This is a genomic window from Bdellovibrionales bacterium, from assembly GCA_016714165.1.
GTDB lineage: Bacteria > Bdellovibrionota > Bdellovibrionia > Bdellovibrionales > UBA1609 > JADJVA01.
This window is the reverse complement of record JADJNU010000001.1, coordinates 2,184,413-2,209,910: the sequence shown is the minus strand read 5'-3', so window position 1 is coordinate 2,209,910 and position 25,498 is coordinate 2,184,413. Positions and strand designations below refer to the sequence as shown.

The 25,498-nt window shown below is 44.8% G+C and carries 22 protein-coding genes and 2 pseudogenes; 5 read left to right on the top strand and 19 right to left on the bottom strand.

The window, feature by feature from the left end; translation table 11 throughout:
• Positions 1–168 precede the first annotated feature (168 nt).
• The 3 genes from lon to IPJ71_10085 form a co-directional block, all read right to left on the bottom strand.
• Positions 169–2,643 carry an endopeptidase La gene (gene lon / locus IPJ71_10095; GenBank protein MBK7844032.1) on the bottom strand — a complete coding sequence of 825 codons (2,475 nt, stop codon included), beginning with the start codon at positions 2,641–2,643 and terminating at the stop codon, positions 169–171.
• An 83-nt stretch (positions 2,644–2,726) separates the two neighbouring features.
• The gene (gene clpX / locus IPJ71_10090; protein MBK7844031.1) at positions 2,727–4,055 is read right to left on the bottom strand and encodes an ATP-dependent Clp protease ATP-binding subunit ClpX; all 1,329 of its coding nucleotides are present in this window, start codon (positions 4,053–4,055) and stop codon (positions 2,727–2,729) included.
• A complete protein-coding gene (locus IPJ71_10085) occupies positions 4,055–4,672 on the bottom strand; it encodes an ATP-dependent Clp protease proteolytic subunit (GenBank protein ID MBK7844030.1) in 618 nt (205 codons plus the stop codon). The genes clpX and IPJ71_10085 overlap by 1 nt, the downstream gene beginning before the upstream one ends.
• A 316-nt stretch (positions 4,673–4,988) precedes the next feature.
• On the opposite strand from IPJ71_10085, the gene IPJ71_10080 reads away from it, so the two are divergent.
• Positions 4,989–6,560, top strand: a complete 1,572-nt coding sequence (locus IPJ71_10080; GenBank protein ID MBK7844029.1) for a leucyl aminopeptidase — start codon at positions 4,989–4,991, stop codon at positions 6,558–6,560.
• Between the two features lie 5 nt (positions 6,561–6,565).
• Here the strand turns inward: IPJ71_10080 and IPJ71_10075 are convergent, their stop codons facing one another.
• The 6 genes from IPJ71_10075 to IPJ71_10050 all read right to left on the bottom strand — a co-directional run bounded on the left by IPJ71_10075 (position 6,566) and on the right by IPJ71_10050 (position 12,490).
• Entirely contained in the window at positions 6,566–7,222 is a 657-nt protein-coding gene (locus IPJ71_10075) for a hypothetical protein (GenBank protein MBK7844028.1), read from the bottom strand.
• 136 nt (positions 7,223–7,358) lie between these two features.
• The gene (gshA, locus tag IPJ71_10070) at positions 7,359–8,612 is read right to left on the bottom strand and encodes a glutamate--cysteine ligase (GenBank protein MBK7844027.1); all 1,254 of its coding nucleotides are present in this window, start codon (positions 8,610–8,612) and stop codon (positions 7,359–7,361) included.
• A complete protein-coding gene (locus IPJ71_10065) occupies positions 8,587–9,363 on the bottom strand; it encodes an EI24 domain-containing protein (protein MBK7844026.1) in 777 nt (258 codons plus the stop codon). Before IPJ71_10065 ends, gshA begins: the two co-directional genes overlap by 26 nt.
• 1 nt (position 9,364) lies before the next feature.
• Positions 9,365–10,522: a hypothetical protein gene (locus tag IPJ71_10060; GenBank protein MBK7844025.1), complete on the bottom strand. Its 1,158-nt coding sequence runs from the start codon at positions 10,520–10,522 to the stop codon at positions 9,365–9,367.
• Positions 10,519–11,601, bottom strand: coding sequence for an ArsA family ATPase (locus IPJ71_10055; GenBank protein ID MBK7844024.1), 1,083 nt, complete (start codon positions 11,599–11,601; stop codon positions 10,519–10,521). The genes IPJ71_10060 and IPJ71_10055 overlap by 4 nt, the downstream gene beginning before the upstream one ends.
• Positions 11,582–12,490 carry an AAA family ATPase gene (locus IPJ71_10050; protein ID MBK7844023.1) on the bottom strand — a complete coding sequence of 303 codons (909 nt, stop codon included), beginning with the start codon at positions 12,488–12,490 and terminating at the stop codon, positions 11,582–11,584. Before IPJ71_10050 ends, IPJ71_10055 begins: the two co-directional genes overlap by 20 nt.
• Before the next feature lie 151 nt (positions 12,491–12,641).
• Between IPJ71_10050 and tig the strand changes: the two genes are divergently transcribed.
• Complete coding sequence (tig, locus tag IPJ71_10045; GenBank protein MBK7844022.1) at positions 12,642–13,946, top strand: trigger factor; 1,305 nt, start codon at positions 12,642–12,644, stop codon at positions 13,944–13,946.
• 8 nt (positions 13,947–13,954) lie between these two features.
• Here tig and IPJ71_10040 read toward each other — a convergent pair whose 3' ends face one another.
• Positions 13,955–14,554 carry a hypothetical protein gene (locus IPJ71_10040; protein MBK7844021.1) on the bottom strand — a complete coding sequence of 200 codons (600 nt, stop codon included), beginning with the start codon at positions 14,552–14,554 and terminating at the stop codon, positions 13,955–13,957.
• Between the two features lie 85 nt (positions 14,555–14,639).
• On the opposite strand from IPJ71_10040, the gene IPJ71_10035 reads away from it, so the two are divergent.
• Complete coding sequence (locus tag IPJ71_10035) at positions 14,640–15,137, top strand: hypothetical protein (GenBank protein ID MBK7844020.1); 498 nt, start codon at positions 14,640–14,642, stop codon at positions 15,135–15,137.
• 15 nt (positions 15,138–15,152) lie between these two features.
• Here IPJ71_10035 and IPJ71_10030 read toward each other — a convergent pair.
• The 5 genes and pseudogenes from IPJ71_10030 to IPJ71_10010 form a co-directional block, all read right to left on the bottom strand.
• Positions 15,153–16,582 (bottom strand): annotated as a pseudogene (locus IPJ71_10030) (S41 family peptidase).
• Between the two features lie 8 nt (positions 16,583–16,590).
• Positions 16,591–17,760, bottom strand: a complete 1,170-nt coding sequence (locus IPJ71_10025; protein ID MBK7844019.1) for a peptidoglycan DD-metalloendopeptidase family protein — start codon at positions 17,758–17,760, stop codon at positions 16,591–16,593.
• On the bottom strand, positions 17,757–18,692 hold the full coding sequence (locus tag IPJ71_10020; protein MBK7844018.1) for a hypothetical protein: 936 nt from the start codon (positions 18,690–18,692) through the stop codon (positions 17,757–17,759). The genes IPJ71_10025 and IPJ71_10020 overlap by 4 nt, the downstream gene beginning before the upstream one ends.
• A 6-nt stretch (positions 18,693–18,698) precedes the next feature.
• Positions 18,699–19,358, bottom strand: a complete 660-nt coding sequence (ftsE, locus tag IPJ71_10015; GenBank protein MBK7844017.1) for a cell division ATP-binding protein FtsE — start codon at positions 19,356–19,358, stop codon at positions 18,699–18,701.
• A gap of 19 nt (positions 19,359–19,377) precedes the next feature.
• A complete protein-coding gene (locus tag IPJ71_10010; GenBank protein MBK7844016.1) occupies positions 19,378–19,665 on the bottom strand; it encodes a hypothetical protein in 288 nt (95 codons plus the stop codon).
• 124 nt (positions 19,666–19,789) lie between these two features.
• Here IPJ71_10010 and IPJ71_10005 point away from each other — a divergent pair, with 124 nt between their 5' ends.
• The gene (locus IPJ71_10005; GenBank protein ID MBK7844015.1) at positions 19,790–21,637 is read left to right on the top strand and encodes a hypothetical protein; all 1,848 of its coding nucleotides are present in this window, start codon (positions 19,790–19,792) and stop codon (positions 21,635–21,637) included.
• Positions 21,616–22,269, top strand: a complete 654-nt coding sequence (locus IPJ71_10000; GenBank protein MBK7844014.1) for a hypothetical protein — start codon at positions 21,616–21,618, stop codon at positions 22,267–22,269. Before IPJ71_10005 ends, IPJ71_10000 begins: the two co-directional genes overlap by 22 nt.
• Before the next feature lie 35 nt (positions 22,270–22,304).
• Here the strand turns inward: IPJ71_10000 and IPJ71_09995 are convergent, their stop codons facing one another.
• From IPJ71_09995 to IPJ71_09980, 4 genes and pseudogenes are all read right to left on the bottom strand, one after another.
• Positions 22,305–22,898, bottom strand: a complete 594-nt coding sequence (locus tag IPJ71_09995) for a NifU family protein (protein MBK7844013.1) — start codon at positions 22,896–22,898, stop codon at positions 22,305–22,307.
• A pseudogene (locus IPJ71_09990) lies at positions 22,895–24,114 on the bottom strand (cysteine desulfurase). Before IPJ71_09990 ends, IPJ71_09995 begins: the two are co-directional and overlap by 4 nt.
• Positions 24,111–24,614, bottom strand: coding sequence for a SufD family Fe-S cluster assembly protein (locus tag IPJ71_09985; protein MBK7844012.1), 504 nt, complete (start codon positions 24,612–24,614; stop codon positions 24,111–24,113). Before IPJ71_09985 ends, IPJ71_09990 begins: the two are co-directional and overlap by 4 nt.
• The gene (locus tag IPJ71_09980) at positions 24,604–25,494 is read right to left on the bottom strand and encodes a SufD family Fe-S cluster assembly protein (protein MBK7844011.1); all 891 of its coding nucleotides are present in this window, start codon (positions 25,492–25,494) and stop codon (positions 24,604–24,606) included. Before IPJ71_09980 ends, IPJ71_09985 begins: the two co-directional genes overlap by 11 nt.
• Between the last annotated feature and the right edge of the window lie 4 nt (positions 25,495–25,498).

Below are 25,498 nucleotides of genomic sequence, written 5' to 3'. Positions count from 1 at the left end.
TAGGCTGGAGGCCTTGAGTGGCAGGGATTTTGGACAAATAGCCGGGGATTCCCCGAGCTCCTGGCGACGCCCGGTAAATATGACCACAAACAAAGCACAGCGCACCCTTGGAGCCCCGCACAAATGAGAAGTGGGGGCCTCTTCTCCGTGCCAATTCCACAGAGGGGTCTAATGATGCTGGAGAGAATGTCCTGTATACTGAGCCTTGATTCCGGAAGACCGTTGGGATCGAACTTTAAAGATCTCCTTTGCATTTTTCACATCAAGGGCATTGACGAGAACCTGATCGACGTGATCAACCGAAATGACTTTGAGTTCTTTGAGCACTTCGGCAGGGATATCCTTGAGGTCTTTTTCATTTTCCTTTGGAATAAGGACCATTTTTATCCCTCCGCGATGTGCTGCCAGGATTTTTTCCTTAAGGCCGCCAATTGCGAGGACCCGTCCACGCAAAGTGACTTCACCCGTCATGGCTACCGTTCGCTTCACTGGGATTTTGGTAATTGCCGATACAATGCTCGTTGTGATCGCAATTCCTGCAGAGGGTCCGTCTTTTGGAATGGCTCCCTCGGGGGCATGGATGTGCACATCTATACTGGAATAAAACTCTTTATCAAAACCAAAAAGGGGACCGCGCGAACGAACATAGCTCATAGCCGCTGAGCAGGATTCCTTCATCACGTCTCCGAGCTGTCCCGTAATTGTGAATTTACCCTTACCTGGCACGACGGAGACTTCAACGACGAGCAAATCCCCTCCAACCTCTGTCCAGGCAAGGCCGTTGGTCAGTCCGACTTCATTTTGTCCTTCGATCTTGCCGTATTTGAAACGGGGAGGGCCCAAGTACACGGACAATTTTTTTGGGGTAACCGTATATGCTTTGGATGGTTTGCTCTTCGCCTTCCCCTCCTTAGCTGAAGCGGAGGGAGAGATGACTGCTTGAGCTTGATCTGAAACGATCTCTTTGGCAACCTTTCGACAAACGGTAGCCAATTGTCTTTCAAGACTCCTCACTCCAGCTTCCTTGGTGTAGGAGCGAATAATTTCATGGACGGACTGATCTGTGAAGCTCACCTTATATGAGGTCAGTCCGTGGTTTTCTATCTGTTTAGGAATCAGATATTTTTTCGCTATATGGAATTTTTCTTTTTCGATATATCCCTCGAGATGAATGATCTCCATTCGGTCAAGTAAGGGACGCGGAATGGGATGGAGCGAATTGGCGGTAGTGAAAAACATGGTTTTTGATAGGTCGTAGTCCACCTCAAGATAGTGGTCTTGGAATGTGCTATTTTGTTCAGGGTCCAAGACCTCAAGTAGGGCAGAGGATGGATCCCCCCTGAAGTCAGTGCTCATTTTGTCAATCTCATCCAGAAGAATGAGAGGGTTGCCAGTATCGACCTTTCGCATCGCTTGAATAATCTTTCCCGGCATTGCTCCAACGTAGGTTTTTCGATGACCGCGGATCTCGGCTTCATCCCGAACCCCTCCCAAGGAAATGCGAGCAAAGGGACGGTTCATTGAGCGTGCCACCGAGCGCGCCAGAGAAGTTTTTCCGACCCCGGGCGGTCCAACCAGACAAAGAATGGGCCCCTTCAATTTGGTATTGAGTGCCTGTACAGCCAAGTGTTCAAGGATTCTCTCCTTTACTTTTTCAAGACCCCAGTGGTCAGCATCCAAAATGGCTTCAGCTTCCTTAATATCATGCTTTTCCTGAGAGTAGTTTTGCCAAGGGAGATCAAGTATCCAGTCGATGTAGTTACGCACCACGGTTGCTTCAGCACTCATTGGCGACATCATTTTGAGTTTTTTTATCTCTTTCAAAACTTTGTCTCGAGCTTCTTTGCTCATTTTCTTTTTCTTTAGTCGCTCCTCTAGCTCCATGATCTCGGCTTGATAATCGTCTTTCTCTCCCAGCTCCTTTTGAATGGCTTGCATTTGCTCATTCAAATAATACTCTTTCTGTGATCGCTCCATTTGTTTCTTGACGCGATTGCGAATCTTCTTCTCGACTTCAAGGATTTCGATTTCAGAAGTCATGAGACTCAGTAGATCTTCAAGCCTCTCTCCCGGGTCAATAATTTCCAGTAAACGCTGCTTGTCCTCAATTTTGAGATTTAGCTGGGCGACGATGATATCAGAGAGTTCTCCATAGCTTTCAATTGTTGAAACACGCATGAGAATTTCTGGGGGTATTCTTTTATTTAGCTTTACATAATTTTCAAAAGTGTTCTTCACTGAGCGAACAAGAGCTTTTGCTTCCATCTCGCTTTCAGCTTTTTCCAGAAGATCTTCGGCCTCTACCATAAAAAAGTTATCAGACGGAAGAAATCCCTTGATTCGAACTCGACGCTTACCCTCAACGAGAACTTTTACAGTCCCATCGGGAAGCCGTAAAAGTTGAATGATTGTTCCCACAGTTCCAATTTCATAAATGTCCTTGGGTTCGGGGTTGTTTGTCTTTGCATCTCGTTGTGCCGCCAGAACGATATCAATCTGCTTGCTCATGGCCTCCTCGAGGGCATTGATGCTTTTTTCCCTGCCTACAAAAAGGGGCATCATCATGTGCGGAAAGATAATCAAATCACGCAGAGGAAGCAGAGGTAACTTGTGTATTTTTGTTTCAGTTGTATTCTCACTCATAGATTCCCCTTCCTAAAACATTCCAACTCGAACCAAAAAGGTCCGATCCTCGAACATTCATTTGAGGCCAGATGAAACAGGGGTCAAGCACTTTCAGCGGAGTCGCTATTGGAGCTTCTGGCCTTTTTGGCACTAGACTCCTCCCCCTCAGGCCGGTAGACCAGGCGGGGCTTCTCCTTCTGCGTAATTACACCCTTCTCAATGATACATTCCTTCACATCCGTCTTGGAAGGAATTTCATACATGATGTCCAGCATTGCCGTTTCCAGGACGCCTCGTAATCCGCGAGCCCCGGTATTGCGCTTAATGGCTTCACGTGCAATAGAAGTGAGAGCTTCGTCTGTAAATGAAAGCTCTACTCCCTCGTAGCTGAATAATTTTTGGTATTGTTTCGTTAATGCATTTTTCGGCTTAACAAGGATGTCGATGAGGGCCGTCTCATCGAGAGAGTCCAAAACAGCAATAACGGGGAGTCGGCCGATAAATTCAGGGATCAGCCCATACCGAGCCAAATCGTCCGGCTCGACCATTTTTAAGGGATTTGAGTGCTCCTCAAGTCTCTCGTCCTTGGTCTTGATTTCTGCCGCAATTCCCATGGCTTTGTGACTGACTCGATTTTCGATGATTTTCTCAAGTCCAACAAAGGCTCCGCCGCAGATGAATAAAATATTGGACGTATCCACTTGAATAAATTCCTGTTGGGGATGCTTTCGCCCACCCTTAGGAGGTAAATTTGCAACGGTCCCCTCCAAAATTTTCAACAGCGCCTGCTGAACGCCTTCTCCGCTGACATCACGGGTGATTGATGGGTTCTCCGATTTACGTGAAATCTTGTCAATTTCGTCCACGTAAATAACGCCCCTCTGGGCCTTTTCAACGTCATAATCAGCTGCTTGAAGAAGATTGAGAACAACGTTCTCAACATCTTCACCGACGTAACCTGCCTCGGTCAGCGCTGTCGCGTCAGCCATTGCAAAGGGGACATTCAATATTTTTGCGATGGTTTGAGCTAACAAAGTTTTTCCTGAACCAGTCGGACCGATGAGGAGAATATTAGACTTAGAAATCTCTACGTCGTCCTTTTTTACGCCCTTAGAAGAGGAATTGATTCTCTTATAATGATTGTGTACAGCCACGGCGAGGGACTTCTTTGCAGAATCCTGACCAATGACATAATCATCAAGGAAGTTTTTTATATCTACAGGCTTAGGAACCTTCAACAAAGACTTATTGGCCCCTTCGTCGCGGTCCCTCTCTTCTGCGATAATGTCATTGCAGAGTTCAATGCACTCATCGCAAATATAAACACCTGGCCCAGCGATGAGCTTCTTAACCTCTTTTTGACTCTTGCCGCAAAAACTGCAGCAAAGAGTGCCATACGCATTGTTGCCATTATTGTCTTTCTTACTCATCAGCTTTCGCTTCCTTTTTTGATGGCCTTGCGATCTGTGACAATTGAATCGACCAACCCATAATCCATTGCCTCTGAGGCAGTCATAAAATTGTCACGATCCATGGCCTTATTAAGTTCCTCGAAGGATTTTCCAGTGTGCTTGCGATAGATCTCCGTAAGACGATTTTTTGTTCGTATGAGTTCCTTAGCCTGTATCTCGATGTCGCTCACTTGGCCCGAGATACCCCCACCCATGATGTGTGGTTGGTGAATCATGACTCGAGCATTGGGCAACACGAATCTTTTGCCAGCGGCTCCAGCACAAAGCAACAAAGAACCCATGCTGGCCCCAAGACCTATGCAGTAAGTGCTGACGTCACATTTTACAAATTGCATAATGTCATAAATCGCGAGTCCTGCAGAAACGCTTCCTCCAGGAGAATTGATGTAAAGATGGATGTCTTTCTCAGGGTTCTCCATCTCTAAAAAAAACATCTGAGCGATGATACTATTGGCCACATCATCGCTAACTGGAGTCCCCAGAATGATGATTCTGTCTTTTAAAAGACGTGAATAAATATCGTAGCTGCGTTCGCCGCGTTGAGTCTGCTCTATGACTATTGGAACTAAGGCCATGCAAGTCTCTTTCATTATGAATTACTTCCCACCACCGTACTCTACTTTAAACCCTAACACGTCTGAGCGGAACAGTTTACCGTCATTTCCGCCACAGGGGGCGCAAAAAAAACCGAGGTCCAACCCCACCTGCCTACTAACTTGAGGTCTAATCTTCAGATGACAAGTTCCTATCGGGTCGTCGCATCTTGGACTTTATCAGCGTGAAAAGACTTTATTCGATCGCCGCTGTGTGCTAATGAATTGCAGGTGAAATTTGCGTCTGTTTGGTACATGACCCTTATGTGACGCGTTAATTACGAGAAGGAGCCCTAAAATGGAATTGAGCATCGAGACTTTACAAAAAATGAAGATGGAGAATTCGACCTTGGTCATTTTTGTAACCAAGCAATCCATCCAGCAGGGTACTTCCGAAAAAGTAAAGAAGGGCAAAAAGAAAGTCCAGGAAATGGATTTAATGCAATTTCCGGGAATTCAGTCCGAAATATCAGAGCTGATTAAGGGGGCCATTGCGGAGAAATATTTTTCTGGGAAGGCAAAGGAGAGCATTCTTTTTCGGTCTTGTAATTTGAGTTCTGCCAGAAATGTTATTGCCATTGGTTTGGGTGAAAGTGATTTGGTTGACAATGAAACGCTGCGAGTGGCAGGTGCTGTTGCCTACAACCAGGTTAAAACTTCGAAGTTCAAGAAAGCTTGCTTTCATTTGCCTTCGGTCCTTGCTTCAAGCAAAGACTCTGAGGGAGCTGCCCAAGCCTTTTTTGAGGGCATCTTGCTTGCTGAATATACTTACGACGATTTAAAGATGCTAAGCCAACCTGAGAAAAAGGCAGAGGTGCCGACTGTTGAGAAAATCACAGCTCTCGTGAGCGAAAATTCGGTCAAAGGAAATCTGAAAAGAGCGTTGGAGACAGCAAAGGTGCTAGCCGAGTGCACAAATTTTTCCAGACGACTTGGTGATACCCCCGGAAATTTGATGACCCCTGAGATTTTAGCTAATCAAACTGTCAAAGCGGCCCAGGGGACTGGCCTCAAAGTGACCGTTTGGGAAAGGGAAAAAATAAAAAAGGAACGCATGGGTGGGCTTCTCGGAGTTTCTCTCGGAAGCGCTGTAGATCCGCGATTTATCATTATGCAATATTTTGGAGCCGAAAAATCAAAGAAGCCAATTGCCTTTGTTGGCAAAGGGCTCACTTTCGACTCTGGCGGAATCAGCATTAAGCCATCAGCCCAAATGGATGAAATGCGGTATGACATGTGCGGAGGGGCCAATGTTATTGGAACCATGTTAGCTATCGCGAAGTTAGGTCTAAAAATAAATGCGATAGGCCTGGTGCCAGCAACTGAAAATATGCCTGGTCCCCTTGCAAATAAACCGGGGGATGTACTGACTTTTCGAAACGGAAAGACGGCCGAAGTTTTAAACACTGATGCTGAAGGCAGATTGATTTTAGCTGATGCACTGGCCTATGCATCTGAGCAAAAGCCGGCTCTTATTGTCGATGCGGCCACTTTGACTGGAGCTATTGTCGTGGCACTTTCAAATATTTACACTGGTTTTTTTACTCGCGATGCCAAGTTAAGAAAGCAAATCGAAAGTGCGGCTGAAGTTTCAGGAGAGCTCTTGTGGGCGATGCCTCTTCATGACTTTCATGTTGAGGACATTAAGGGTTCGTACTCAGATCTTTCAAACATCTCCTCATATAAAGGAGGGGGAAGCTCCACGGCCGCCGCTTTTCTTGAACAGTTTGTGGAGAGCGGCATTCCCTGGGCGCACTTCGATATTGCTGGGACGAGTTGGGCATGTGGGAATAGATTTCCTTATTGTCCCTCAAAAGGAGCCACGGGCGCGATGATTCGAACTTTCGTCGAGCTTGCGAGAGGTTACTGAAGCTTTTACCAATTCATTTTGATTGGTGAAGGAGAAGTTTCTTTGATTTGTTGGTGATCTATAAAGAATTTATTATTCGCTGACTTATCATAGAGTTTCACTGAAAACAGTGACCATTCCGTTGGCCATTGTCCAGATATGTGATCAAAGCGAATACTGACTGGTGATTCCTCAAGGTACTTGAGCTCCAAATCACCTGGTTCTTCTGCCAGAATTTTACTGACTGGAATTGGAATTGCGGAGATGCGGTTTATGTCTTTGTCAATTTGGCAATTCCCCTCGACGACCATTATGGGTTTGTCTCCAGCAATCGCTATGCCCTCGGCAAAGAATACAAGCTCAATGCGATCGTAGACTTGGCAGGCGAACTGTTTTGCGCCATCCGCTCCTCGGGTGATAAAATGGCCAAGTTCGATACCAAACTTGCCGTCACCGAGGTTAGTCACCTTGGCTTCAGACAAAACCCGCCTTTGAGAGGCCAGTTGGAGAGCACTTCCCTCTAGGTGCGAAAAATCAAAAGCTTTGTGAATGGCGGCAGGTTGCCGTTTGTCGCCCCAATAGTAGTAGGTAATCCCATTCCAAGACTCGCTCGAAATCCAAATGCCGACGATTGTCGCCACAATGGTAATCGCGCTGCCTACTAGAATCTTAGAATCTCTCATCTGCCCTAAATCCCTCATGAGTCATTGAGCGTAGTTGCTCCTGACAGATTTTTTATCGGGAAGAAAAACAGATTCGATAAGGGCCCCTCAAAAACCATGACCAAAGGCCGTGCCAAAGGAATCAAAAAAACTTGCCCTAAAGAGAACAGCCGGCTTTGTAACCCACAAACTCGACTTTTGACTGCTTAGCTTCGTAGGCGATCGCTAAAAATCCCAATTTTGCGAGCCAACCATAGACATTTTCCATTGAGGCTCCCTCGATAGCTACTCTCAAGTCAGAAACGCAGAGTTTTTTGAAAACGACTCCGGGAGAGTTGAGACTCTCGTTTGGTCCCTTCTTGCTGTGAGCACGCAAAAATCCTCCGGCGAGATGACATCCAATCATGTAAATAGAAGGTTCGGCGGTTTCAGACTCTGTGACAATTCGAGTGGGGATTCCTTCCTGAATAATGACTTCCACAATCTCGCGTCCTCCCTTTGCGGCCTTCATCTTTTTTCGTGCTTTATAATTCCACTCTCTTACATCATTTCCAGAGTTAACATGAACGACCCCCAAACCATAAGTTCCTGCATTATTTTTAATAAAGGCAAAAGGTTTTTGTTTTATTCCCAATTCCTCATATTTAATTGCAAGGCGTTCAAGAAAATTATCAACAGAGGTAGCCAAGTTTTCCAGGTTCTCACTGTTTGCGAGATCGAAATGGGGAAAGAGTTCTGTGTCGACTTGAATGAATTTAGTGGGAATGTCTATAATCTCGGCGAATTCGAAGGCGAGGCGATTATAGAGGTCAAAAAACTCGCTTTTCCGCCTTCTGTGCCAGCCCATAGTATGAGGAGGATTCATGGGGGTCTTCAGATCCTTGACGAATCCCTCATAGGAATGAGAAAAGTCATTATTGCAAATAACGAGGTCTATCTTTTCTCCATCAACCACAACCTGACCATTCACTACTTCGGCGCCAAATATCTTTAAGTTTCTTCCGGCTGCATTTGTTAAGGAGATGGTCTCCTTTAATGCTCTAGGAAAAGCAATTTTTGTCACATGTCCCGATTGATTCAAAAAATCAAAAAGGACGGCGACGTTATCCCAATAAAAAAGATTTGTTGTATGTTCTTCGGTCAAAAGAGCTATCTTTTCGATTTTGGGACCGTAATGAATATCCAAATACTTACGCACAATATCAACTGCCCGCTCCCTGTCTACTAGGCAAATATTATTGAAACCTGCCGGAAAAATATTGGCGTCGACAGGGGCAATCATGACACCCGAATCACGAATATCGAAACTCGAATAAAATGGAAACGAAAGCCCTGTGCTTTTTGTTCGAAACCAGGAGTCAACACGAGCGCGGTTCTCTACAATTTTACGGTGAATGGTATCGTGAATCAAGAGGGCTCCTTATTGCCGATGGCAGGGACTTGAGGACGGCAGCTCCTCCAACAACGGCGATTGGCATTAACAGAATTATCATACCTGGAAAAGCGAGGCTCAGAGCCAAGGCAGCAGTCATGCCAAGCAGTTCTGGAAAAATTGTCCGAACAAATTTAACGCGTTCATAGAATTTCATTTCATAGATTTCGAACGAATGGTCCAGGATGTCAATTGCAAGAATCAAAAGAGCTAAGAATGAGGAACAGAAAAATAAGACAGGAATAAACGACATTAAAAAAATAAAGCCGCCAAGGAGCAAGGAAAAAACAAGCTTCGCTGTCGCAGTGGGTATGCCTCTGAAGAATGTTCCCAACCATCCCTTTGGTTGTGAGGCGTCTTTGCTGAGAAGTCCCAAAGAGATAAGGGCCCTTTCGGCCAAAACAGAATTGAAGGGGCTAGCGACAGCACCTGCAATGAGGAAAAACACGTAGGTCCATAGAATAACAAAGGCAATCCAGAAAAGAGCAAATGCAAGGTAGTATGCAGCTGTGACAATAATACTTGTCGGATCCGCAGAAATCAGAGCCATTGCAGAGGCGACCATCGAAGGCAAAAAAGCTATTCCCAGATAAAACCCGAGGACAAACAAAACGAAATTGACGATAAATGGGACAAAGGTCCAGCGCCGGAGATCAGGTGTGGTCATAAGCAAGACGATCCCTTTAAATAGAAATGAAAATCCTTGAGCAAATCTCTTCAAAGAGTCCAATTTATTTTTCTCCCACTTTTTTGGGGAGAGGACCTTGAGAGTTGGAGGCCTTCTCTAAAATTGATCGAGAGGTTTTGAATCGTCCTTGTCGACGAAGCCCTTCTCGTCGTTTTGCATCTGGAGTTAAATCGTTTCCAATCGCCAAGTCGGCCAAGTAAATTTCGACCTTCCTTTCTTGTAGTTCAATTTCTGAAAAAATGCTTTGGACTTCGGCGGCTTCTGCTGGGTCAGGAAATCGCATCGCCTTAAGGATCTGGATATTCTCCAGGATGCCCCTCGCTAACCGAGTCTTCCACAATCGGAGATTATTTTCGATTTCTCCTTCATCTTTACTATGAGAAAAATTTGGAGGGCGATTGAGAGCCTGCCAAATTGCCCCGTAGGCCTCCTTGAGGTTTTTAGAGGCGCGAGGCGACCAATCACGACTTCCCATCTCCGAGCTTTTAAGTAAATAGCCCTGTAAATACCTAAGAGATCCAACGTAAGCATTTGCGTGCTGAGGGAGTGTTTCAAGATTTGGCTGCACTCTTCCCATAAAGTAGAGAGTTTTGGCGAGGAGTTCTTTGCGATTGGAAGGGCTCTCGCCATCTCGATAGACGTCTTTGAGTCCCTTTTGAGAAAGAGAAAAATATTTTTCGGCTGTTTTCAGATCTCCATTCTTTGCATATGCAGCGGCCAGTCGGGCGGGTAGTTCCGCTTCAGCGATATCTGAAGACAAAAACTTTTTTCTTTTGAGAGCATCCTTGAGGCTTGCTATCTGTTTGACAGTTTGATCCAAACATTCAAAGCAATAAGACAGGCGAAAAAGAGACTGAGCCTCAATTCGGGGGAATTTTTTTCCGGAAAGATTCACGACCTGACGATAAACAACGGAGGCCTCCTGACATTTTCCTAATCCTTCCAAGGCGGAAGCTTTGTTGAAAAGAGCCACCAAATCAAACTCAGAATTCGGATCGCCTTTCAAAATTTTGTCTAGTTCGACAATTGCCGCTTCGAAATGCTCGCTCGCCATGTATTTTAAAGCTGTTCCAAATATTGTCTGATCGGTGTCTTTTGTCGGGCTCTCGAAGCGGTCTTCTGTATCTGGCCGGGATACCTTAGAGCAGCCGATGGCCATTGCAAGATTGAATAGAAAAACACTGACCAAAAAAAAATTCATTTTATTGATCCCTTCAAATAAGGTTCCATGAGGTTTGCGAGTCGAACGAGACCCTCGATTCCAGTGATGTCTGCTGTTAAGTCCGGGATTCGAACAACCGCTGTGGATGGCCCGAGAGTCCGATTGAACTTTTCAAGTTCGATCTCCTTTTGTTGATTAAAGAACGAGAGTTTTCTGTGGAAGTCGACAATTCCTTGAAAGCGTGGATCAGCTTTGGTCTGATCACTTGGCGACCATTTTGGGTAGCAACGATTTACGATAACTGAATGCAGGCTGTAGCCACCTTTGCGTAACTCTGAAACAAAATATTCAGTGGCATCCAAATTTGCTCGATCAAATCCGGTAATTAGAAGGAAGGCGCATTCGGGCCCAGTTAACAAACGATGGATGGCAATGCTCCTCGCACACACCTCGTTTTGAATCTCAGCCATTCCCTCAAAAAAGTCAGATAGCTCAGTGATGAAATAGGATCCGGTTATTTTTTCAAGTGCTGTCAACGTAGTTTTTGTTCCTCGACTAAAAAGTTCTTGCAACAGTCCGATGGAACCCGGTTTCTTAATGAACCACTGGGAGATTGAATTCTGAAATAAGGAATAAATCTTCTGTGGGGCATAGAGAAAATCAACTGCATGCTGGGCTGGTGGAGTATCCAGGATGATAAGATCGTAGAGACCAGACTCAAGACTAAGAGAAAGTTTCTCGAGAGAGGTAAACTCTTGGGATCCACTCAAGGTGGTTGCCATCTGTTTGTAGAGATTATTTTTTAAAATTCGTTGTGCACGTTCGGGAGAACGGGCGGCTCGTTCAATAAAACGATCAAAAATAAAGGAAGGATTTACCATCACCGCTGTGAGAGAACCGGAGGCCTCCTTGAGGTCAATTTTCATTTCTTGATCTGTTTGGGCGCTAATACCCAAAGCATCAGCAAGGCGTCGTGCTGGATCTATGGTTAGAACAAGGACGCGACGGCCTCGTTTTGCGGCAAAAATCCCTAAACAGGCGGACAGCGTTGTTTTGCCTACGCCTCCCGTGCCCGCACAGACGATAATTTTGTGGGAATCAAGAAACGAAGAAGTCATTGATCTTGATCCTTTCTGCTAGCTCATCAATCAATCTAGTGCCTGTTGAACAGAACTGCAAAGGCAAGATATCAAAGCCTTCGGCAAAGGATCGAAGCTTATGGATGGCTGCTTGTTGGCGATCTATAATCACTTCGAGGTACCTTAAAAATTCAATTCCTTCCTCTTCTCGGGCGCTGAGGTCCTCTTTGAGCGCGCTGAGGTCTGTTTTGGTGCCAGGAATTTCCCAGAATCGGTTGCAAATAATCTTTGGGGCAATTCCCCATTCGCTTCTCAAATTTTCAACAAGATCTTGGCACTCAGAAACGGGCAGCTCTTCGGGGAGCGTGACCACCCGGTATTGGCAGTTTTTTGGATTTTTGAGAATCGCTTCAATTTGTCGGGACTGTTCACCCATGGGTCCAAAACGAACAGCCTCTGCGAGACCTTTTGGGGCCCTCAAGAGGGCACGAAAGTGTCCGGTCGCAAAGGCATCAATAACGACGATGTCGTACTCAAAGGCCGGACCGACGCCTCTAATTCCGCTGGTTGCTTTGCCTAGAATGGATATTTCTCTGAGAGCGGGGGCGGCCTGAATAAAGGTCCTCATAACAACATTTTTAAAGAACAAGTCCACCAATGTTTCGATTCGGACATAGTGTTTGAAATATTCTCGTAAACAGGCTTCTCCATTCCAGCAAGAAACCCAAAGATTGGGTCTCCACTCCATGGGAGAGTAGGTAATTGGCCTTTCCAAAAGAATCTGAAAATGGCTCTGCTCATTGAGTTCGACTAGAAGCACCTTTTTGCCTGATTGCGCCAAACGCAAAGCCAGGCTGGCCGCAACCGTAGATTTACCCACTCCGCCTTTGCCAGAGATGAAGAGGATCTGCTGATCGATACGATTCATGGGGATATTGCCCTCTCAAATATTAACGTGAAGCATTAATTCCTTGCCTGGGGCTGCCGCATCACTTAAAAGGTTCAGTCTGACCCGAGTATTATATAGTTGGTTTTGGAAGAACTCAAACTCCTAAAGCGGTAGGAAATAAGGAGAGTCCATGAAAGTGAATTTGGAGAAGTTGGAAGGTCTGGCGCACAGGTTTAGCTTTGAAATTGCGGCCGATAAAGTGAGTGAAGCATTTGAAGAGGCCTACAAGGAATTGCAAAAGAGTGTTTCCTTAAAGGGATTCAGAAAAGGCAAGGCGCCGATAAGCGTGATTCGCAGACAATATGGCGACCGCGTCAAAGATGACGTCCTCCAAAATCTAGTTTCGGACTCCTATGAGTCAGCTCTGAAAGAGCACTCTTTGGACCCTATTGGTTATCCGCAGATTCGCATTGATAAATTTGCAAATAATGAAGAATTTATTTTCTCCGCTGAATTTGAAATTCGACCTCAAATTGATCTGAAGAAATTTGAGGGTTTGAGTGTGGAGAAGGAAATAGCCGTTGTTGAAGATTCTCGAACTCAAGAAGTCTTAGAGAATATTCAAAGAAGCAATGCCGAGATGATTCCAATTTTTGAAGATCGGCCAGCCCAGAGTGGCGACGTTGCTGAGGTGGCCTTTGAAGGCTTTGTTGATGGCAAGCCACTGGAAGGGGCTCAATCCGACCAACATCTTTTGGAACTTGGGAACAAGCAGTTTATTGAAGGTTTCGAGGAGGGTGTCATTGGGATGAAGGTGGGTGTAACGACTTCCCTTAATCTCGCCTTTCCGGCTGAATATCACAATACGGATGTGGCAGGAAAACCAGTTGTTTTTCACGTCACCCTTAAGGGGCTAAAGAGAAAGGCATTACCAGAAATTAACGACGATCTGGCAAAGCGAGCAGGACCCTTCGAAAGTCTCGAGGCTCTCAAAATTCAAATTCGGAAGGATCTTGAGGAGGCTGAGCAAGAGAACATTAAAAGCGGGCTAAAAGATAAAATTCTCAAGGCCCTAGTGGCTGAAAATCCGGTGGAAGTTCCTCGCTCCCTCCATCAGCGCCAAAAGGAATTGCTCATCGAGGACGTGAAAAAGAGAATGCATCAGCAAGGTCTTTCAGAAATGGATTTTGAGGAATACAAGACAAAATGGGATCAGGATTTTAATGATTCGGCCACGTTTATTGTGCAATCAAGTTTTCTGGTCGACGCGATTGCGGATAAGCTCTCGCTGCGTCCCAGTCACCAAGATTTGCACGCTAAGATCAATGAAATTGCTAAACAGACGGGGCTCGAAGAATCCCGCTTGAATGAGTACTACCACAAGCCTGAGAATCAGTCTCGGCTCTCATTTCAGCTGATGGAAGAGAAAGTTGTTTCCCATCTGATAGACAAGGCCATTATCAGAGAAGTTCCAAAAAGTGCTGCAACTGAATGAGCAAAGACTTACTTGATGGCTGGTGTGGCTTGACAGTAGTTGTGCCTTTCAAAGTGTTGTCGGCAGATATTGCTTGGAGATCTACAGTCGTTTAGATCATATGATACATAGCGCCCTGGAGGGCAGCTCAGGTTGGGACCAGAGCTGACCTCAGATGTGAAATATCCATGGGCCACTTCAACTCCCTTTGAGTAAAGGACCCATTCAATTTTGTTCGTTCCAATTTTGAGAAGAGGTCGCTGTGTGAGCGTCGTTACCCAAAGATTGATTCGCCTTGAGGTTCGACCTTTGACAGAATCATATGCCATTTTTTTTGTTTCCGATGATCTGTCCGCTCGAACGGATTCTAAGATAAGGGAGTCGGCCTGTAGGCCTAAAGGCCCGAGGAAATAGGTGAATTCGGCAGGATCTAGGACCCAATCCTGACATCTGAAATGGACGATTTCTGTGTGTCCCTTCTCATGGCAGCTGATCTGAACCAACGCGTCCAAATGTTGGGCCTCATAATCCGCTCCGTCGCCAAAACCAGGCCTTTCATTTCCGAAGGAATGAAGAACGACCAAAAATGGCAAAAAAATGGAAAATATGATTTTTAAGAGACGAAACATAAAAACCCCCTCTCGAAATCTTGCCCTAGCGAGGATCGACAGCTAGCATAGAAACTGAACTTTGATTCCACGGAAGGACGTCGAAATGAATACTATGAATAATCAGAACACTGGAGCCAGCGATTCGTCAAAGCGAGAATTTCCCAAACGCAGATGGAGGAATTACCTTCTTAATCCGCAGTTTCAGTTGAAGTTCAGCGTTTATTTTATCGTGAGCGTTCTCGCAGTTGTTGGCGTGATGGTGGCATTCATTTTTACTCGCTTGCAGGATCTTCGTGAGGTCATTTTGCAGTTCTACGGTGAAGACACTGTTCTTCAGGCTCATATGGATGGGGCTATATTTGAAATAACGATGATAGGGTTTTTGACTCTATTGGGCTTTTCTACTATCTCCTTTTTCTATTCCTTAATAATTTCACACCGAATCGCGGGGCCAACTCTGGTTATATGTCGATTTATTGAAGATTTGAAAAAGGGCGACTATGAAGGCAATCGTCATCTTCGTCATTATGACGAGCTTAAGCCAATTATAAGCGGACTCAACGAATTAGCAGAAATTCTGAAGAATAATCAATCACGATGAACGATAAGGTATCACCTATTTACTTGTTGGAACCTCGTCGGGTTTATTCATCACCTTCCATGCCCTCAGATAATTGTAGGCTTGGAGGACCTGGAAATCCTCTTTTAAAAGCAAATCCTTGGATGATAGCTTTTCGGCTGAGTCCTCTTTCGATTCTGTCCACCAGTAGTTAATTGCACTTTCAGTTTCTGATGCGCTTCCGCCTTTATTGTCCTTCCTTGGATTTGCTATTTTTGATATTTTTCCCTTTCTCCCAACAAGTGTCCCTTCATGTCCTTTTCTCGTCGGATATCTCGATTGACTTTCGCCTTTGCCAATATTTCTGTGCTGAAATTCTCTACGATAACATCAGGAGTAATGCCCTCTGCTTGAATGGAAACTCCTTTTGGGGTGTAATAGCGAGCAACGGTTAGCTTTAGACCCGACCCGTCTCCCAATTTAACCACGGACTGAACGGAACCCTTGCCAAAACTTCTTTGCCCCATGATCAAGGCTCTCTTATTGTCTTGTAAGGCGCCCGCCAAAATTTCACTGGCGCTGGCAGAGTATTCATCAATCAGGACAACAAGAGGGAAAGTGGGAAGAGCGCCCGATTTTTTTGCATAAACCACTTCTTTTTCCTTTTTATTTCGTCCCATTGTGCTCACAATAGTTCCCTTATCCAAGAACATATTGCTAATTTCAATTGCCTGCTCAAGCAACCCACCTGGATTGCGTCTGAGATCTAGGATCAGGCCAGCCACTGCATTTCTGGTTTTGATGTGACCTTCAATTGCTTTGCGCATTTCCTTTGCTGAATTTTCAATGAAGCTTGTTAGTTTTACATAGAAATATCCGTCCTCGAGGTCCGCCGTTTTGACGCTCTTGATTTTGACGGTTGCTCTGACAATTGAAAATACTTTTGGGCGTTCAAATCCATCGCGATAAATCCCCAGATTTACCTTTGATCCGTTCTTTCCTCTCATGTGCTGGGCGGCCTCGACCAAGGTCATTCCTTTCGTGGATTCACCGTTTATTTCAACAATCTTGTCTCCAGCTTTCACTCCCGCCACATATGCGGGTGTATCTTCTATTGGCGAGATGACGGTAAGGATGCCATCCTGGACTGTTATTTCAATCCCCAGCCCGCCAAATTCACCTGAAGTTTCGGATTCAAATTCCTTGAAAATGTCGGGTTCAAGAAAATTGGTGTGAGGATCAAGTTCTCTCAGCATCCCTTTAATGCCGCCATAAATCAGTTTCTGAGTGTCAACCTCTTCGACGTAGTATTGCTGAACCAAATTGAGAACCTTGGCAAATAGCTGGAGATCGGCGTAGCGCTCCTTAGCCCAGGATCCGATCCCTCCGACAGAAAACCCAACAAGCCACAAAACCAAAAAAATGGGACCGATAAGCAACCAATATTTTCGTGATCCACATTTCGGGCCGTTTGCTCTTCTATTCATTTAGTCCCTCATCGTCGCAATTTTTCGATATCATCATGCCACTTCATCCAAGGTTTCGGATCAATCGAACCTGAAAAATGCCGAATTTCAAAGTAAACACCTGCCTCTTGATGTGTATTCACACCAGAGAGACCAATCACCTGCTCCTCGGAAATTTTTTGACCTATCTTAACATTAATAGAACTTTGGTGGCTGTAAACAGAGTAATACCGGTCTCCATGGTCTATGATCACCGTATTTCCGTATCCGTCTATTAGACCTGCAAATTGGACCAGTCCATCAAAAACAGCCTTTACTGGCAGTCCCTTTACACCTACTAAAAATATACCTTTGTGGCTTGTTTTGAATCTATAACGATCATTTTGGCTAACTCCGTATTCTCGCAGGACTTCGCCTTGCATGGGCAAAGGTAGGGTTCCTTTCCTTTCAAAAAAACTTTCATCAAGCAGCGAGGGAATCTCATTGAGGTGCGAGATTTCAGTTGCTCTTTTGCGCAGTCCAGCCAGATGGGCCAGATGAGCTTGTCGGACCTGGCGAAGCTGAACCAAAAGTTTGCTTTTAGACTTTTGTTCGGTCTCGAGAATGGATTCTCGTGACTTGAGTCGATGTTGTGCCAGGACCAGATTTTGGATGTTGCGTTTTAGCTTTGAGCGCTGGGATTCAAGGGATTTGATATTACTTTCAAAGTCTTGAATAATCTCATAGTCTCTGTCTGCAACCCGCCTCAAAAAAGCGAGGTTACGATCCAATTCAAAGGACGTCTGAGAAGAAAAAATGGTTTCCAAGGTTCCATGCTCTCCCATTTTATAGAGAGTCCGCAGTCTGCGCGAGAGAAGTTTGCGCTGTTTCTTTATGCGATCCTCCAAATTAACAATTGATTTTGCGAGGCTATTCGTATCACCTTTTGCGGATAGCATCTCATCCGTCAGTCTGTTCCTCCTTTTACTCATGTCCTTGATTTTAACGTTAACATCGTAGAGGTTTCCAAGCAATTTCCGACTGTTTTCGTCTGAAATGACAAATTTTTCCTTTGTAGAGTGAAGATCAATCGCCAATTCTTCGATTGTATTCGCGGATTCGATTTTTGCAGGCGTCGTCAATTCTTGAGGTTCTCCCCCAATTGCCAAAGTCAATGCAGGAGCAATGCTTGCCATGAATATGAGAAGGGCAGGGGTCAAAAATATAGCTCCTGATTTTGAGCTGCTGACCAACCATTGCAAATTTTTCTGACGCAGAAAAAGGCTCCGAGAGAACCAAATAATCCCCCGAGAAAGATCAAAAGAAAAGCATCCTTGATTTCCAGGAATCCCAAATACCGTCCTAAATTTAAGAGTCCCATTTGGGATTTGATCACTGAGGTTTGAACTACAAAAAGAATATACACAACGAATATAGCTAAAAGCCCAGCTAACAATCCCATCAGTGCGCCTTCAACCACATACGGAATGCGAATCATTTCGGGCGTCGCACCCACCAGCTCCAATATTTCGATCTCGTCACGTCTGTGAAAGAAAATGCTGCGAATGGAATTTCCGACAACAAAAAGGCTTCCACCTAATAGCACAATGACGAGAACCCAGCTAGTAAGGGTAAAGGCGCGAACGAGGGCTGCATAGTTTTCTACCCAGCCCTGACCGTAGTAAATTTCTTCGACACCCTCCAGTCGACCAATGTACTCTTTGAGCTCCATCATAGTGGAGAGGCGGGCCTGGTTGGGTATTTCGTCGATGAGGCTTGTTTCAAAACTGGGGGGTAAGGGATTGCCAAAATCAGGATCATTCAAGAAGTCAGGTGAGCGCGATGCCATTTGAGTCAGGAATTGGCGGGCCGCCTCGTCTTTAGAGATATATTTTATCTCTTTAAATTTCTGAAGATCATTGAGGAATTTCTGAACTTTGTTGAGTTCCTCAGTGCCAATGGAATCTCTTAAAAAAATGCTCATTCGAACCGAATTTCCCCAGTTGGTAAGAATGTGATTTAGATTTCGATGAACAAGCAAAAAAATAGCAACGACAACGAAAGTTCCTGTCAGAACCGACAAAGTAGCCAGCTGCATTGCAGTTTGCTGCTTCCAGGAACGCAAAAATCCATTTATCCAGATTGTATTCATATTTTGTTAAGCATCCTTTATGACATGACCATCGCGAATTTCAACGACTCGACGGGTATGGCGATTGATCAATGAATAATCGTGAGTGGCGACAAACACGGTTGTCCCTTGAGCATTGACTTTTTCAAGTAAATTCATAATTTCCTTGCTGAGATCTGGATCCAAATTTCCTGTCGGCTCATCTGCGACAAGGACGTCTGGATGATGGACCAAAGCGCGGGCAATTGCCACTCTCTGCTGTTCCCCTCCGGAGAGCTGTTCAGGACATTGCCTGATTTTGTGAGCTAAGCCCACTTCATCTAGGATTTCACTGACTCTTCTTTGTATGTACTGTGTTCGATCTCCTCTGATTTCGAGAGGGAGAGCAACATTTTCAAAAACGGTGCGCCTTTTTAACAAGCGAAAGTCCTGGTAAACGACTCCTATGTGACGTCGAAAAAATGCGGTTTCTCTCGGCCGCATTTCTCTCAATTGATAACCGGAAACGCACAATGAGCCAGAACTTGGGAGGTCATAGGCAGAAAGTAGTCGGAAAAGAGTTGTCTTCCCGGCTCCACTTGGGCCGATAAGAAAGACAAATTCTCCCTTTAAGATTTTCAAGCATATGTTATTTAGCGCACAGGTTGGTCCGGCATATGTCTTGTAGACATGATGGAATTCAATCATCCTTCTATGTTAACGATGCTCAGAGAAATTGGCCAGATGCTATGAGGTCCAGAATTTTTTGGTGTTGAAGTCTCATGGCCAGGCGAATTGATTTTCCATCTGAATCAGGTCCTTTGGGAAGAACATCTGAGTAGGCAGTCTTGATGCTTTTCAGCACAGCACCATTATAAAATACCTGACTTACCAAGAACGGATTAACGCTGCCCCAGTCCTCTGTCTGGACGTGATAAGTGAGACCTGAAACTGAGATATCTGAGTTAAAGCCCTTTTCAACCAATTTCAATCCTCCAAGACAGCTATTTTGCATTCAAGCCATGCACACAATCAAGGCATAAAACTGTGTATCAAAATAGTACAGTGATTTCATTTAATTATCGAATCTTCTCGATATTTTCGTTTATCTTGCTCCGAATCCATTCCGATAAGTTCTCATGGTTAGCCCCTTCTCTTCAATCCACCCACCCGAGCTTAAAAAAATCGTTCCCTTGATCGCCCTTTTATTGATGTTTGGTTGCTCGAAGGGAACAAGGAAGAGAACAGCTGCTGCGGGCCGAATCAGTCCTACTTATCAAGGTCCAGTTGAACCTGAATATTGCTCTGGTCCCGTGAATTACAGTGATTCGGTTAGTGTGACCGGAAAGGGACAATACCAAGCGAGGGAGTACTTTTACGAAAATTCTTCATCTGGCGGACTTGGAGCTCCTGGATCACCAAGGCCTATTCGTCACGCTGAAGTTCGTGTGACAAATTCGAGCGGAGTCCTTCTCCAGTGCGGAGAGACCGACGAACTTGGAGTTTTCAGCTTATCTTTGCCTAGAGGCGATGGGATATTTACCTTGAGCATTAATTCTCGGGCGAACAATCAGTTTCTGAAAGCATCTGTTCTTAATGCTCCCGAGCAAAATTTGATTTATGGCTTGAAGATTCAGGTCATAGCGACTGCCAATCAGGACTTGGGTGCCCTTACCGCTTTAGCGACAATGGAAGATGGTCTATTGGGCGGAGCTTTCAATATTTTAGATCAGTTGCACAATGCAAATGATTTCATCAGGAGCAAGGCTGGAAATTGTGGAAGTAATTTTTCGGGATGTCCGAATTTTACGGTTGCTCCTAAGGTAGCTGTTTATTGGGAGCCTGGGTTTAATCCGGGTAGCTATTTTGAAGGCTCAAGCGCGCTCAGTTTTTATTTACCCGGGTTCAGTCGTCTTTTTATTTTAGGAGGAGTAAACGGTGACATCAATTATTCTGACACCGATCACTTTGATAACTCCGTCATCATTCACGAGTTTGGTCATTTTCTTGAGGATTCGATGTTCATTTCCGATTCCCCTGGTGGCGGGCACAATGGGAATCGCGTGATTGATCCTCGTCTCGCTTGGTCGGAAGGCTGGGGAAATTTTCTTCAGGCAGCTGTTCGAGGCGATGGCTACTATTTAGATACTGCTGGAAATATCAGTGGTAGCACGAATTTTATGTTTAGAATTGAATTAGAGCCGAATGGTGCCAGCGCAGCAAATGATCGCCCCCAATTTGACGGTGAAGGTAATTTTAGAGAGTTTTCAGTTACTCGCCTCTTGTTTGATGTAAATGATAGTGCCGGCGTTGGTGCGGGAAATGACAATGACTCAATAGATAATGGTTTTGAAGCCATATGGGCAGCTTTGGTTTCGCACGGAGGCTTTGCAAGGTCAGGTTTGGAGTTTCGAGATGTAAGCGTATTGCACGATTTTGTCCACAATAGACTGTCTCCACCTCAAAATTGGTCATCTTTGAGAACGAGTGAAAAGCATGTCGATTCCTCCGCCGATTTTCGGGCTGAGTACGGTCGCTATGTAACCACGACGTCGGGGGGATGCCACATATCTTTGAACCCGTACACGATCACTCCCTACAATAGCTCTTCTGATAGTGGCAATTTCTCTACCTCTCATTTGCTAAGAAACAATGATTTTTATCATTATAAACATAGCGGAGGTCCTCTTCAGTTAACTTTGAATTACGTTACCCCTTCCGGGACGGAAGCTGATTTGGACTTGTACATTTATAATTCCAGCGCCCGATATGGAGTCAGCGAAGACATGGTTGGATATAGTCGCGAAGAACCGGCGACGCCTTCCTCAGGAAACACGGAAACAGAAAATATTTCAATCTCTTCACTGCCGGCGGGAGACTACTTAATCAACGTGATGGTATTCACGGGTGGAGCCAGTATTGGATCAGAAACGGAATATGAAATGAAGCTTGGGGGAGTCAATTTATGTCCAGACAGTTTGCCTTAAATATAGGTAAGGGGAAGTCAAGACTCTCCAAGTGGCTACTGCGGATGGCTCTCTTGACCTTAACACCGGCAATCATCAGTTTGGCATCCTACTTTTTTAAAAGTCCGAAACGAATTCTGGCTGGCCAATTGTCGAGTTATAAGGATCAAATATTGATGCCGAAAAACCGTGCTCTAGGTGTCAGCCACACGAATAAAGTGAGTGGGCCACTTTTGGTGAAGATGAAGAGGACTGTCGCGGACGAAAGCATTGTCCCAGGTGTGCCATTTACTCTTGATGTTGAGATCTTCTCAGAAGAAGATATTGAAGGGGTTAATCTTAAGTGGTCGTTGCCAGACGAAATCGTACTTGTGAATGGCGAAATCGAAAGGACAATCGATTTCAGTTCTGGCAATGGTGGGGTCAAACAGACATCACTTACGGTAACGAGTACATCTGAACAAAATCAGCAAATTCATTTATTTGTGAGTGGACAGAAAAATGGCACTTCATTTGGAACCTCAATCCAATTCAATACCCTTGATCAGGAAATGATTGAAAATGAAGATGTCGAATTGGTTCATCGTTCAAAAGAGAACATGGCCTTGGAGTCGAAACTGTCTCGTACTAAATCTGAGAAGATCTTCCGTTAACGTCACGGATATTTGCACAATTATCACAATCGAATTTAAATCGGCGATACGATCAATCCTTCATTTTTAAGTTCGTGGCGGAGAATGCCCTGAATGGCGTCGAGAGTTCCCATCATCGAACTTGGGCATCCGCCGCAGGCTCCTTGATAAATAATTTTGAGTTCATTGTCCTTAAATTCCAAGATTTCGATATCGCCTCCATCGGCTTGTAGGCCAGGACGAATCGTTCTATCCAGGATTTCCTCAATCTGTTTGAGCTCGGGACTTAAATGAGAGCGGTCAATCGTCCCTTTTTTAGAGGGCCCATCTTCAGCAGTCAGGAAGTGGTAATTGTGTGTCGGCAAACGGGTTTTGATAACGGAAATAACTTGCTCTTCAAAGTTGGCTTGGATCACGTCGATGTCATGCGTGATGGTAATGGTATTTTCAAAAAAATAGAGCTGTTTTACTCCAGGTAAAACAAATAGATCTCTTGCGAGTGGTACTTCCTCGCATTCCTCGATTGTATGAAAGGTGGTTCGTCCCTCTGCTTTCACAGCATAATTAATAATAAATTTAAGCGCTGCAGGGTTCGGGGTGTCCTGGGCTCGTACCAAAATATCATTGGGTGAAATGGCGGGTATGCTCATGTCAAAATCTCCAATGCCTTTCGGACAGCACTCACTAATCGATTGATATCTGAATCTGAATTATAAATAGAAAATGAAGCTCGAATAGTACCTGGCAGCCCAAAATAATCCATCAATGGTTGGGTGCAATGATGTCCAGTTCGAAGAGCAATTCCCTCTCGGTCAAGTAATTGACCGATATCGGAGGGATGGATGCCTTCAAATACGAAAGACACAATGTTGGCACGTCGAGGGCTTCGCCAACAAATCGAATACCAGGCAGACCTTTCAGCTCCTCCCTTGCCTTTTCTGCAAGGTCTAATTCATGCCGATAGATGTTTTCAATGCCTAAGTCAGAAACAAAATTGAGTGCCTCGCCCAGTCCAATGGCTCCGGCAATATGCGGAGTCCCCGCCTCAAACCGATGGGGAGCACTCAGAAAAGTAGTTTTACTCATCTTTACACGTTCAATCATTGATCCGCCGCCCTGATAGGGGATCAAATTATTGAGAGATTGTTCTCTGCCCCATAAAACACCTATCCCAGTAGGGGCAAAAATTTTATGACCAGAAAAGGCCAGAAAATCACACCCAAGTTCCTGGACATTAACTGGCATAAAAGAGACAGATTGGGCTGCGTCCAAAATTGTTTTAGCTCCGAATTTTCTGGCCTCTGTGAACAGATCCTTGACCGGATTGATTGTACCAAGGGCATTGGAGCAATGGACGAATGAGACAATTTTTGTTCGATCAGATAAAAGTGATCTGAAGTTCTCGAGGTTCAAACTCCCATCTTTGTTTAGTTCAACGAATTTCAGGCCAAGAGATTTTTCCTCAGCGATCAACTGCCAGGGTACAATGTTCGAGTGATGTTCCATCCTCGAAAGCAGGATCTCATCTCCAGGTCTTAGCTGTGATCCAAGGGTTCGGGCTAAGAGATTGAGACCCTCGGTCGTCCCTTTAGTAAAAATGACTTCGTTGCTGTTTGAAGCGCCGAGAAATTTTGCAACTATTGCTCTGGAGTTTTCGAATGCAGCCGTTGCTTGATCACTTAGAAAATGTGCTCCCCGATGAACATTTGCGGATTCTGTAAGATAGAACTTCGAAAGGCGATCAACAACTCTACGTGGTTTTAGACTTGTGGCCGCATTGTCCAAATAGACGAGAGGATGCCCATTAATATTTTGAGAGAGAGCAGGGAACTCCTGGCGAAAAAAGTCATCTGACCAATGAATCATGTTAAAAGCTCCGATTTACTTGTCTTGTCATCCAAGAGCTGTGACAGCCATATCCCCAGTCCTTGGCTTATGGGGGTCGTTTTTCCAGAGAGGTTCTGATGAATCTCAAGGACGTCTTTAACAAATCCATGAGTCAACATAGCCTCGGCATTTTTCTGTTCAATTCCTCGGGATTGAAAATAAAATATTTGTTCCGGATCCAGTTGTCCGATACTGGCCCCATGGGTTGCTTTAACGTCATCAGCCTGAATTTCTAAAACTGGCAGAGTATCAATTTCAGCTGCACTACTGAGCAGCAGAGATTTGCTGAGCTGACTTGAGTTAACATTTTGAGCTTCAGGCTCGATAGCTATTTTTCCTTCAAATACGATTCTGGACTGATCAGTGGCAATACTTTTAAAAAGCTGGTGGCTGTTTCCGCGCCCCTTATGATGGCGCATGACAGTTTTAAATTCCTGATGTTGATGGTCTTTTGCTAGGCAAATGCCGTCAACACGCACATTCGTCTGATGGCCCTTTGATATCAACCAGGAGTTCTTGTCGAGATTGTCGACCTCCTAAACCAACCGAGAGAGCATTGAATGTGGCGAATTGTTCAATCTCATTTCGGCATTGGCACAAATGGTAAGACGTGGAAGCCTCTTCTTGGATTTGGTGGTAATTCAAGCGACTTGAGGCGTTCTGCTGAATCTGAGTTACCACATTGCTGAAGGATTTTACTCCAGGAGCGCCGGAATAAATCAATGTTAGGTCTACGGAAGAACTCTCTCCCAAATTAAAAAAATGTCGATAAAAGGGAGAAAACCACTTCATATCATCTGTCGCCAACGCAAAATGGAGTATAACCAAAGGCCTTTCGATGCGAGTATTGGGCGAGACTTCTAGTAAAATTCCGTCCTCATGGAGAACTCCATTCAGCCACGAAAAAGAGTTACCTGAACTCATTTCAAAATGTTTAAGACTGAGCAGACTTTTGGAAGCAATTGAACCCAGCTTTGCATCTCTCATAACATCTGCGAGTGAGTGCAGTTCGAGTCCCGCAATTTTCTCCTGACATGAAAACTTCTCTGAGAAGTGACCATTGATAAAGACCATGACAATGGAATCCGAAGCCAGATGCTCGAGAATTTGTTCCAATTTCTCATCTTCAATTGAGAAATCCGGTGGATTCGCTCGGCTATAATCATGACGTAAAAATAATTGAGGATTAACGTATTTCCAATCCTTGGAGTTTCGAAGAGGAAAGCCGCTTCCCTCAAGTTTTTCGAATAAATTCTCTCGAAGGGCTATTTGGTCAGCAGACCAGTACTTGCCGTTTCGAGACAACAAAGCTTCGGATAGAATCTTATATTTTCGAATTGCCTCAAAGGGGGTCTGCAAGCCA